The 12,021-nt window shown below is 38.5% G+C and carries 10 protein-coding genes and 1 pseudogene; all 11 read right to left on the reverse strand.

Features of this window, described 5'->3' with window-relative positions; genetic code table 11:
- Positions 1–48 precede the first annotated feature (48 nt).
- Positions 49–1,011 (reverse strand): riboflavin biosynthesis protein RibF, encoded by a 963-nt coding sequence (gene ribF / locus AMS59_RS08185; RefSeq protein WP_053483258.1) that lies wholly within the window; start codon positions 1,009–1,011, stop codon positions 49–51.
- 13 nt (positions 1,012–1,024) lie between these two features.
- Positions 1,025–1,936 carry a tRNA pseudouridine(55) synthase TruB gene (truB, locus tag AMS59_RS08190; protein WP_053483259.1) on the reverse strand — a complete coding sequence of 304 codons (912 nt, stop codon included), beginning with the start codon at positions 1,934–1,936 and terminating at the stop codon, positions 1,025–1,027.
- A gap of 251 nt (positions 1,937–2,187) precedes the next feature.
- Positions 2,188–2,529, reverse strand: coding sequence for a 30S ribosome-binding factor RbfA (gene rbfA, locus AMS59_RS08195; protein WP_053483260.1), 342 nt, complete (start codon positions 2,527–2,529; stop codon positions 2,188–2,190).
- A gap of 104 nt (positions 2,530–2,633) precedes the next feature.
- Entirely contained in the window at positions 2,634–2,912 is a 279-nt protein-coding gene (locus AMS59_RS08200) for a DUF503 domain-containing protein (RefSeq protein ID WP_053483261.1), read from the reverse strand.
- Entirely contained in the window at positions 2,912–5,173 is a 2,262-nt protein-coding gene (gene infB, locus AMS59_RS08205) for a translation initiation factor IF-2 (protein WP_053483262.1), read from the reverse strand. The genes AMS59_RS08200 and infB overlap by 1 nt, the downstream gene beginning before the upstream one ends.
- A 14-nt stretch (positions 5,174–5,187) precedes the next feature.
- Entirely contained in the window at positions 5,188–5,496 is a 309-nt protein-coding gene (locus AMS59_RS08210; protein WP_053483263.1) for a YlxQ family RNA-binding protein, read from the reverse strand.
- A complete protein-coding gene (rnpM, locus tag AMS59_RS08215) occupies positions 5,493–5,771 on the reverse strand; it encodes an RNase P modulator RnpM (RefSeq protein WP_053483264.1) in 279 nt (92 codons plus the stop codon). Before rnpM ends, AMS59_RS08210 begins: the two co-directional genes overlap by 4 nt.
- Before the next feature lie 185 nt (positions 5,772–5,956).
- Positions 5,957–7,096, reverse strand: a complete 1,140-nt coding sequence (gene nusA, locus AMS59_RS08220; protein WP_053483265.1) for a transcription termination factor NusA — start codon at positions 7,094–7,096, stop codon at positions 5,957–5,959.
- Positions 7,097–7,128: 32 nt separating this feature from the next.
- A complete protein-coding gene (gene rimP, locus AMS59_RS08225) occupies positions 7,129–7,599 on the reverse strand; it encodes a ribosome maturation factor RimP (protein ID WP_053483266.1) in 471 nt (156 codons plus the stop codon).
- 642 nt (positions 7,600–8,241) lie between these two features.
- Positions 8,242–9,645: pseudogene (locus tag AMS59_RS08230) on the reverse strand (PolC-type DNA polymerase III); the annotation flags it as partial.
- Positions 9,646–9,754: 109 nt separating this feature from the next.
- Positions 9,755–11,581: a group II intron reverse transcriptase/maturase gene (gene ltrA / locus AMS59_RS08235; RefSeq protein ID WP_053483267.1), complete on the reverse strand. Its 1,827-nt coding sequence runs from the start codon at positions 11,579–11,581 to the stop codon at positions 9,755–9,757.
- Positions 11,582–12,021: the final 440 nt, after the last annotated feature.

The following is a 12,021-nucleotide window of genomic DNA, read 5'->3' on the forward strand; positions in this document are numbered from 1 at the left end:
TTCACTTTTTTTCTATACTTTAATGGGAATTTATTGAATTTTTTATGGTCAACCCCAAGTTATGGTGATGAGCCCAAAATATTCAATCGCTTCCTGTTTATCCAGTTCAATTTGTGCTTTCAATGCTTCAATACCATCGAATTTCCGTTCACTTCTTATCCGTTTATACCAAGCGACATGTACTTCTTCACCGTAGATATTTTTTTCGAAGTTTAATATATGGACTTCGATGGATAATTGCTTGTCATTTGGATCTTTAAATGTTGGTTTATAGCCTACATTACATACACCATCATACCAGTTATTTTGGACAAGTAATCGAACCGCATATACACCGCTTGCTGGAATATAAGTCCCCTCCAACGCTTGGATATTTGCAGTTGGGAAACCTATTGTGCGTCCTCGCTTATCACCATGTACAACGATACCCGTAATTTCAAATGGTCGTCCAAGGAGCAATCTTGCTGCTTCCATATCTCCTTCTTGCAAAAGTTTACGGATTCGTGTAGAGCTAATTTTTTCGATATCGTCGGTTTTCTTTTCAACAACCGTTACACCGTAATCTCCATTACTAAGTGCACGCATATCTTCCATTGTGCCTTTACCAAATGCACCAAAAGAATAATCAAAGCCTGCTGTAACATGTTGAATGTTCAACCCACGTATAAATGTATCAATAAATGCAGCAGGTGAAAGCTTCGCAAAATCAGATGTGAAATGTACAACAAATGCTGTATCAACACCTTGTTCTTCAAAAAGCTGCAATTTTTGCTGTAATAACGTTATATAAAATACTTTTTCGTTACGTCCGCCAAGCACTAAAGAAGGATGTGGATCGAATGTCATAACGGCCGTAGGAATTTGACGTTTGTCTCCTTCTTCTTTCGCTGCCTTAATAACTTCCTGATGCCCTCTATGTACACCATCAAAAAAACCAAGTGCCAAAGAATATGGCTGCATGCTTTCTCGTTGCTGTAGTTGGTGTGGGTATTTTAAATGAATAACCTCCATACTAAAAATCCTCCTACTCTATCGTCGGAAACATCTTATGTGGCTTCATAAACCCTTCCTTTGTAGGATGGGCATGATAAACCGCAATTGCTTTCCCACTGATTCCAAAAACAATTTTATCATGTATCTTTAATAATGCATCTGCGGGAAGCACTTGTCCATTGAAAATTTCTTTTTCGTTTGCGGAAGGGATCTCAATATATGGGTAATCTGTTAATGCATACTCAACTGGTAAAATGCATGTATCTATTTGTTCAGCTTCCATCAGTTCAGCAACTTGTGCCAACGTAAAGCAATTTTCTTGAGTAAATGTACCTGAGGCTGTACGTACGAGCTCTTTCATATGTGCTGGATAGCCAAGTGCCGCTCCGATTTGCACAGCTAGTGTTCGAATATACGTCCCTTTACTGCACGCTATACGTACAGGGAATGTAATTTCTTGTCCTTCATATAGTTCTACGTCATCTAGTAGCTCTAATGCATAAATAGTAACTTGACGTGTAGGTCTTTCAACAATTTCACCTTTTCGAGCATATTCATAGAGACGTTTACCATTTACTTTGACTGCTGAAAACATCGGTGGTGTTTGTTGAATAACACCTGTTAGCGATGCTAAAACCTCTTGCAATTGAGTACGTGTGAACTTTTTAGTCGTACTATCTTGCTCAACCGTTTCTCCTTCTGCATCCTCAGTTGTCGTTGTACGGCCAATGGAAATAACGGCTTCATAGGTTTTTCCTGCATCCGTTAAGTATTCTGCGATACGTGTTGCCTGACCAATACAAATAGGAAGAACTCCCTCAACACCTGGATCAAGTGTGCCTGTATGACCAACTTTTTTAGTACGTAAAATTTTTCGTAATTTAAAGACGCAATCATGACTTGTCATGCCACGTTCCTTCCAAAGCGGTAAAATACCGTTCATAAATTTCCTCCTACAATCAATTCATTTTTAGCATATTTTAATTTTCCGCTACAGTTTTATCACTTTTAAGATTGAGATAAGTGTCCAACACTACTCCCAGAAAAACTGGCTAGCTTAGTCCTCGCAGTTTTTGTGTCAAAAAACGAGTTGCCTTGTCAGTCAAGGGACCCCAATATGTTCTATTGCATTTCCGATGAATGTAAAAAGTCTGCCTGCATGAACATGCATATGGCAGACTTTTTTAGTTAAGCTTATTCTTTGTGTAAACCACGTAGCAATGAATCAATACGGTTCCCATATTCAATCGATGAATCGAATTCAAAGATTAGTTCTGGTGTACGACGTAAACGGATTCGTGAACCGATTTCTGAGCGAATGAAACCAGAAGCCTTTAATAAAGCTTTTAGTGTTTCCTCTTTTTCACGTTCATTGCCAAGAGTTGTAATATAAATTGTCGCTTGTTGTAAATCACCTGTCACCTCAACACCAGTAACAGTAACGAAACCAACACGCGGATCTTTTATTTTACGTCCAATAATATCACCGAGCTCTTTTTTCATTTGCTCAGCGACACGGTTTGAGCGTAGAGACATAGTTTGTCACCTCAATTTCGATGTACAGAAAGTTATGTCCTCACTTGCACATATATTTACATGCAAGGTATGGCTATATCATACAACACAACTTCTAATGTTACTTATAAATAGTCTCGCCACACATTTAACTGTTCCCAAGCCGGATTTGACTGTAAGTAGTGAAGCGCGTGATTAATTTCACGCTCGGCTGCTTCTTTTGAAGAAGAAACAGCAACAAGCGCTAATTTCGTGCGTTGCCATACATTTTGATGGTCAATTTCCGCAATGGATACATTAAATTTTTGCTTAGTGCGGGTAAGCATACGCTGTAAGACAGCACGTTTTTCCTTCAACGAATGGGCAGTTTGAATCATGAATTCAACCTCTGCATAAACAATCATTAAGCACGTTTAACTTCTTCCATAATATAGGCTTCGATAATGTCGCCTTCTTTAATATCGTTGAAGTTTGTAATTGTAATACCACATTCGTAACCTCTTGCAACTTCTTTAACTTCATCTTTGAAACGTTTAAGTGTATCTAATTCACCTTCAAAAATTACTACATTGTCGCGGATTACACGTACGCCAGAATCACGAGTTACTTTACCTTCTGTTACGTATGAACCAGCAATTGTACCAACTTTTGATACTTTAATTGTTTGTCGAACTTCTGCTTGACCAATAATTTTTTCTACGAATTCTGGATCAAGCATACCTTTCATTGCTTGTTCAATTTCCTCAATTACTTTATAGATAATACGGTGTAGACGAATATCTACGCCCTCTTCTTCTGCTGCACGTTTTGCATTGACATCCGGACGAACGTTGAAGCCAATAACAATTGCATTTGAAGCCGCAGCAAGAGAAATATCTGATTCTGTAATCGCACCAGCACCAGTGTGAATAATTTTCACGTTTACGCCTTCAACATCAATTTTCATTAATGATGCAGCCATAGCTTCTACAGTACCTTGAACGTCAGCTTTAACAATTAAGTTTAGCTCTTTCATTTCGCCTTGACTCATTTGTTCGAATAAGTTATCAAGCGTTACGCGTTGTTTTTCTGAGCGTTGTGCTTGAATTGCTGACATTGCACGAGTTTCTCCAACTTGGCGTGCTGTTTTTTCGTCTTCAAAGACAACGAAACGGTCACCAGCTTGTGGTACATCATTTAAGCCTGTGATTTCTACTGGCGTTGATGGTCCAGCTTCTTTCACACGACGGCCTTTATCATTCACCATAGCACGTACTCGCCCATAAGTATGGCCGACCACAATTGGGTCTCCAACTTTTAATGTTCCATCTTGTACTAAAAGTGTTGCAACAGAGCCTCGACCTTTGTCTAGCTGTGCTTCAATTACTGTACCAAGTGCTAAGCGATCAGAGTTCGCTGTTAATTCTCCAACTTCAGCAATAAGTAAAATCATTTCAAGTAATGTGTCAATACCTTCACCTTTTAATGCAGAGATTGGTACGAAAATAGTTTCGCCGCCCCAAGCTTCAGGAACTAAGCCATGCTCTGTTAACTCTTGCATCACACGGTCTGGATTAGCTGAAGGTTTATCCATTTTATTGACTGCAACGATAATTGGTACTTCTGCTGCTTTTGCGTGGTTAATCGCTTCTACTGTTTGTGGCATAACACCATCATCCGCAGCTACTACTAAAATCGTTAAATCCGTTACTTTCGCACCACGTGCACGCATAGTTGTAAATGCAGCGTGTCCTGGTGTATCTAGGAACGTAATTTTTTTGTCGCCTTCAGTTACTTGATAAGCACCGATATGCTGAGTAATACCACCAGCTTCTCCAGCTGTAACTTTAGTATTGCGAATAGAGTCTAACAATGTAGTTTTACCATGGTCAACGTGACCCATAATTGTTACTACCGGAGGACGTTCTGATAAGTCTGCCTCGTTAACTTCTTCTGTTTGTTCGAAGTGTGTTTCTAAATCCGTAATATCTACACGAATTTCTTCTTCAACTTCTACACCATAGTCTGCGCAAATTAATTCAATTGCATCCTTATCTAATTCTTGGTTAATTGTCGCCATTACACCAAGCATAAATAATTTTTTAATAATTTCTGATGGCTCACGGTGTAATTTTTTAGCTAGTTCCGCTACTGAAAGTGATTCAACAAAAGTAATTTTTTCTGGTAATTCCTTTTGTTTCACTGGTAGACTTGGTTGATGTGTTTTTGGATGGCGACGTTTTCCGCCATGAATTCCTGGTTTTGGACGTTGGTTGTAACCTCCGCCACCTCTACGATTATTATTATTATTATTATTATTATTATTATTATTATTTGTCATATTTCGATTTTGACTACCTTTTGTATTCTTAGATTTTTCGTTAGACGAATTTGAGTTTTGATGCGTTTGTTGCTGATTATTTGTTTTAGGCTTAGAAGTAGCAGATTGTTTCTTTTGCCCTTCTTGCTGTTTCACCGATTGCTGTGATTTTTGCGATACGTTTTGAGTAGGTTGCTTCACTTCTTTTATACTTTTAAATGTTTGGTTTAACTTTGCCACTATATCTTTTTCTAACATTGACATATGGTTTGTTACGCTAACATTCAATTTATTTAGTGCTTCAATAACCTCTTTACTCGATTTATTCATTTGTTTCGCATATTCATGAACTCTGATTTTGGTCATCTGCTCACCCCCGATTATTTTTCGTTGAGTAGACTAGACAATTTGCTTGCAAAACCTTTATCGGTAATAGCTAAAGCCACGCGGGCCTCCTTACCTGTAGCATGTCCTAGATCATAACGATCACCAATTACATGATACTCAACGTTGTAGTACGTGCATTTATCTTGAATTTTTTTGCTAGAGTTTTTAGAAGCATCGTTTGCCAGCAATACTAGCTTAGCATTACCATTGCGGACTTCCTTTACTACTAGCTCTTCTCCTGAAATCACTTTACGGGCTCTTGCTGCTATTCCAAGCAAATTATGCACTGCTTGATTGATCATATAATAGACTCCCTACGAATCAACAAAATAAGTTCATCGTATATTTCTTCAGGGATTTTTACATCAAGTTGGTGCCCTAAAACATTTTTCTTACGGGCGATTTCAATCGCCTTCTCCGTTTTAGAGACATAGGCACCACGTCCGGGTTTTTTTCCGGAAATATCAACACTTACCTCGCCCTCTTTCGAACGAACGACACGAATCATTTCTTTCTTTGGTAGCATTTCTCCAGTAGCTACACATTTTCGAAGAGGTACTTTTTTATTAATAGCCATAAGAATCACCTTTCCTCTCTGAAGCTTGTCGTAAGAGGTGGACTAGCCATGCCCTACATTGGTTATCAACTTGGATTGAATTCAACACCATAATATTTTCCGCTGTAGGCTCTGCCATTATTCAGTGAGCGTTGGACTACGCCGACTGAACAATGGCAGTCAACTAGTTACACGGGCTTTCTTACTTATTCTTCGTCGTCTTGATATAAGTCAACTGCCACATCATCAAAATTACTTTCTTCATCCTCAGCAGGTATGAAAGTGCTTGTAGCAGATGGATAAATACCTAACTCACGAGCATCTGTTTCACTCTTAATATCAATTTTCCAGCCAGTTAACTTAGCAGCTAAACGAGCATTTTGACCACGTTTACCAATTGCTAGTGATAATTGATAGTCCGGAACAACAACAGTAGTAGATTTTTCTTCTTCATTGACTTGAACATCTAAAACTTTAGATGGGCTAAGAGCATTTGCTACAAATACAACTGGATCTTCTGACCATTCAACGATATCGATTTTTTCGCCGTGTAATTCATTGACAATTGTTTGCACACGAGCGCCTTTTGCTCCTACACATGAACCTACTGGATCTACCTCTTCGTTATGTGCATAAACAGAGATTTTAGAACGATCCCCTGCTTCACGAGCTATTGATTTAATTTCTACGATACCTTCATAGATTTCAGGTACTTCCATTTCAAATAAGCGGCGTAATAAACCAGGATGTGTGCGTGAAACAATAACTTGTGGTCCGCGTGTTGTACGTTCAACCTTTGTAATATAAACCTTGATGCGATCATGTGGATGATATGTTTCACCTTGAATTTGTTCGTTTTGTGGTAATGCAGCCTCTACTTTTCCAAGACCTACGTAAATATTACGAGCATCTAGACGCTCAACTACACCCGTCACGATATCATCTTCACGGTCCACGTATTGCTCGTAAATTAGGCCGCGTTCTGCCTCACGTACACGTTGTGTAACAACTTGTTTCGCTGTCTGTGCAGCAATACGACCAAAGTTTCGAGGTGTCACTTCTTGCTCCACGATATCTTCTAATTGGTATGCAGGGTTGATCGCCTTGGCATCTTCTTCAGAGATTTGTAAACGGTCATCCTCTACTTCTTCAACAACATCTTTGCGTGAAAAGACACGAATTGAGCCCTTATCTAAATTTAAGTCTACACGAACATTTTGTGCTTGATTGAAGTTGCGTTTGTAAGCTGTAACTAATGCCGCTTCTATTGCCTCAATTAACACATCTCTTGAAATTCCTTTTTGTTCTTCTAGCGCATTTAGCGCATCTAACAAATCACTACTCATTTTTTATTTTCACTCCTAAATATGCATTATGCTTAGAAATCGATGGCAAGTCGTGCCAATGCGATTTTTTCTTGTTCAATTGTTACTGTAATTTTACGCGTTTTAATGCGTACTTCCATCACTAATGTATGTTCATCGTATGACGTTAAGTAGCCTTGGAATTCCTTCATGTCCTTGATGGGCTCATAGGTTTTAACAAAAATAAATTTACCAACCGCTTGTTCAAAATCAGTATCTTTTTTTAATGGACGTTCTGCTCCAGGTGAAGAAACTTCTAAATAATAGTTTTGTGTAATTGGATCATTTTCATCCAACAGCAAACTTAGTCGTTCACTAACTTGAGCACATTGTTCAATGTCAATTCCACCCTCAGGTGTATCCACATAAACACGTAAAAACCAGTTACGTCCTTCTTTTACGAACTCGACATCCACAAGCTCAAGATTCAACTCTTCAACAATCGGTTTGGCGAGCTCTTCAATTAAAGATGGTACTTTGCTCATTGTTTCCTCCTGTATCTATCAAAATCTGGCGTAATAAAACAGAAATTCCACCAGTAGCTTTGGTGAAATTTAACGGTCTTACCTGCTGTTAGTCAAAAATTTGTTTTGCTACGGTATAACAACAGAAAAGAGCGGGAAGGCCCCACTCTTTTGCTGGAAAAATATCAACAAATTATTACCATAAGAATAGCATAGTTTACAGCACAATGCAAATTTCCTTTTTCCAGACATCTAATCAATTATGCCTCGGCATAATTGTGTCTGGAAATTGAAATTTATACTTAATTAAAGCTCATCACCATAACGTGGAGGTGATTTCCGTTCCGACTGGGCGCTTTGTTGCTGCCGCTACGTTAGCACTACGCTTTCGCACAGAGCAAAGCTTCCTGGGGGCGTCCGATGAGCCGCTTGGGCCAACAGGATGTTGGTCACGAAGGCGTTATCACAGGACGTGATGGTTTTAGCCTTCGTTCCTCTATTGCTGATCCCCAAGGAGTCGCCCAGTCTCCACTCCAATCAACTTACATAATTTGTATCATTTTAATAAAATGTAAACCCGCAACTTTATAAGACTTAAATTGAGCACAAGGCAAATAAGTTATTCGTTATTGCTGAAGATATCTTCAGACTAACCTTCTTATTTTAGAAAAGTGATAACTGATTAGCATCAGGCATTCCTTCTAAACAACCCAATTGATCCATGTATTCTATTAATGTCTTGGATACTCGACCTCGTTGCTGTAAATCTTCCTTCGATAAAAATTCTCCGTCCTCACGTGCTGCCACAATTTGTTTGGCAACGTTCGTACCAAGGCCAGGAATCGCATCAAATGGTGGAATTAAAGAGTTCCCATCAATTATAAATTCACTAGCTTGCGAACGATATAAATCCACCTTTTGGAAACTCATACCGCGCTCACACATTTCAAGTGCTAGTTCCATGACCGTTAATAGGTTTTTTTCTTTTGTTGAAGCATCTAGGCCCTTTATATTGATTTCATCAATTTTTGCACGAATCATTTGCGAGCCCTGTACCATCGCAATTAAATCAAAATCATCTGCACGTACTGTGAAATACGCTGCATAATAAAGAATCGGGAAATGCACCTTAAACCAAGCGATACGAACTGCCATTAACACATAAGCAGCAGCGTGGGCTTTCGGGAACATATATTTTATCTTTTTACATGATTCGATATACCAGCCTGGTACTTTATTCGCTAGCATCTCTGCTTCAAACTCTTCAGATAAACCTTTCCCCTTACGCACGGACTCCATAATTTTAAACGCCAGTGACGGTTCTAGACCTTGATAAATTAAATACACCATAATATCGTCACGACAGCCAATTACTTCTTTCAGTACACATGTACCGTTTTGAATTAACTCTTGCGCGTTACCAAGCCATACGTCTGTTCCGTGTGAAAGTCCTGAAATTTGCACAAGCTCTGAGAATGTTGATGGCTTTGTATCTTCCAGCATCTGGCGTACAAAACGGGTACCGAACTCAGGAATACCGAGTGTTCCTGTCTTACAGCCAATTTGTTTTTCTGTTACACCTAAAGTTTCTGGAGAACTAAAGATTTTCATAACGACTGGATCATCTGTTGGAATGGTTTTTGGATCTATCCCTGATAAATCCTGCAACATCCGAATCACAGTCGGATCATCGTGTCCAAGAATATCAAGCTTTAAAATATTATCGTGAATGGAATGGAAGTCAAAGTGCGTTGTCCGCCATTCTGCATCCTGTGCATCCGCAGGGAATTGCACTGGTGAGAAGTCATAAATATCCATATAATCCGGTACTACGATAATCCCCCCAGGGTGCTGCCCTGTTGTACGTTTTACGCCCGTGCAGCCCTGCACTAATCGATCTACCTCGGCACCGCGGAAATGTAGATTGTTATCATTTGCATAGCCCTTTACGTAGCCATACGCTGTTTTCTCTGCGACAGTACCGATTGTTCCAGCTCGATATACATAATCTTCACCGAATAATACCTTTGTATAGTTATGAGCTTGTGGTTGATATTCTCCGGAAAAGTATGACGATAGGTAAGCATTTGATATTATCTCCAGCTTTTCCCCCGTCCCACACCGTACGTGACCCTTTCGGCGTCATACGGCGTTCCATCGTTAACTTTGTTGAAATTTATAAACTAAGCTTTGGATTTCCTACTTCCGTTCTTAGTTCGTTTATTTTGTTTATTGCTTTCTTTTCGAATCGAGCTAACATCTTTACATAATCTTTATTAGCGAGCGGGTCTTTTGTATGAACAAACATGTGATAACTCCTGTTGATAATAATCAGGTTATCATAGTCGTCTGTTCCACCGTGAGCTGTCGGCTTAATATGATGACAAACGGCTTGATGGGGAGTAAGTCTTTCTCCTGTTATACCGCAACTCCCTTTTTGAGCCACATACTTACTCAGGCGATTATTTTCATACAAAACACTTTTAGCTTTATATATACCTTTACGAAACATCTCAATTTCACGAACAGACACATGTTTTAAATCTTTATGAATTAAGGACCTGTCTTTCTCATTATAAATCGTAAATTCAGGCTTTCTCTGTCCTCGTATATCATGTCGAATTGCTTCAATAGGATATACCAGCAATCCATTACTTTTAAATCTTTGATAATTGTAATCCCCATAAAATTTATCAATGACATTGTTTGTTTCCTTCGTTTTCACGAATATGTTTCTAAACAACAATGATTTGATATTCGGATGCACTTTATGTCTTATTTCATTGAAATCTTGTGATATCCTGGTCGCAATTTTGTAATAGTTATGCAGTCCAAGAATATTTGCATTAAAGTTCATCACTTTTTCTGGAGTAGGACTTTTTCTAAGTTTAACTAACTGATACCTTATAACCCCTTGCACTTTTTCTTTTGCTTTAGGATCCATTTTAGAATTTACGATATACCCTGTTTTAGCGTTGCCTTTTTGAACAGCCCTAAATCGTATCCCTAAAAAATCTGTACCATTTTTACGCAGATTTGTGATTTTACTCTTTTCTTTACTTACCTCAAGCCTTAGCCGCTCTTTTAGCCATTTTTCAACAGCTATTTTAATCTTTCGAGCGTTTTCAAAAGAGTTTGTAAAGATTTTAAAATCATCTGCATATCTGACAAGGTACATAGGCTTTAGCCTTGTTTTCTTTAGAGCATCCGTTTTATTTCGTTTCAGTTTATAAGGTACTTTCGTCGGCTTTGTTTCCCACTGGTTCGATACCCACCAATCTAATTCGTTCAACACTATATTAGCAAGAAGCGGGGATAAGATACCGCCTTGTGGAGTTCCCTTTATCGGAATACCTTCACCTGTAATTTCGGCTTTTAGCATCTTTTTAATAATTGTTAAAACTTTTTGGTCCCTTATACCAATTGTCCATAATTGCCTCAAAAGCTTTTTATGATTAACGTTATCGAAAAATCCTTTTATATCTATATCGACCACAAAGTGTTGATGACTATGATTAACCAAATGGTAACATCTTGCTAATGCATCATGTGTGCTTCTTTTCGGTCTAAATCCGTAGCTTTGAGGATGAAACCTTGCTTCTACAATCGGCTCCAGCACTTGTAGGAACATTTGCTGAATCAATCTATCTTCAATTGTAGGAATTCCAAGTGGTCTCATTTTTCCGTTTGGCTTCGGAATAAACAACCTTCTGACCGAATGCGGTGTGTAGTTTTCAAGTCTTTTTCTTATTATCATTATTAGCTTGTCGGCATTCATTTTGTTTAAATGTTTAATTGTGTGTCCGTTTGTACCTTTAGTTTTACTACCTGTATTACTTTTTAGGTTACGAAAAGCGAGTAAAATATTTTCTTCAGAAATAATCAGCTCATAAATATCTGTAAAGTAACGACCCTTTTCGCTTTCTATAAAAAGGTTATCAAATGTCTCTTGTAAACCAAAGTATTCGTTATTTCTTAACTTTTGAATCATTAAGTCAGCCAACTAATCACTTCCTTTACGAAGTTTTCGTTCTCTTTAGTCATACACGAATCTGACTTTTGTAGGTTTTGTTTCAACGTTAACGACTTGTGCCCTTCCCTCTGAAATGTTTTTTCCTCCGACTTATTGGTTATTCAGTCATCAACAGCATTTCTTCGTCAGTACTACGGCACTACTGCCACTCCTTTAAAGTATGTTATAGCCATTTTGCCTTTCCATACACCGTCGTCATTGAAGTGCAATCTTCTCTTACGTTAGGAGCTTCACACGTTCCACTATTTCTATCTGTACATAATTCCCTTAGGTTCCCTCTAAATTCCGCTAGGCTGGATTGTGCCTGTAACACAATATGGATTTTCATAACCTAACACTTACTCATCCACACCTAGAAGTCCTAACTGGACCCCGCAGTATTTCTACTACGTGACATTCACGAAAAGTCA

It is taken from the genome of Lysinibacillus sp. FJAT-14745 (genome assembly GCF_001275675.1).
Taxonomy (GTDB): domain Bacteria; phylum Bacillota; class Bacilli; order Bacillales_A; family Planococcaceae; genus Lysinibacillus.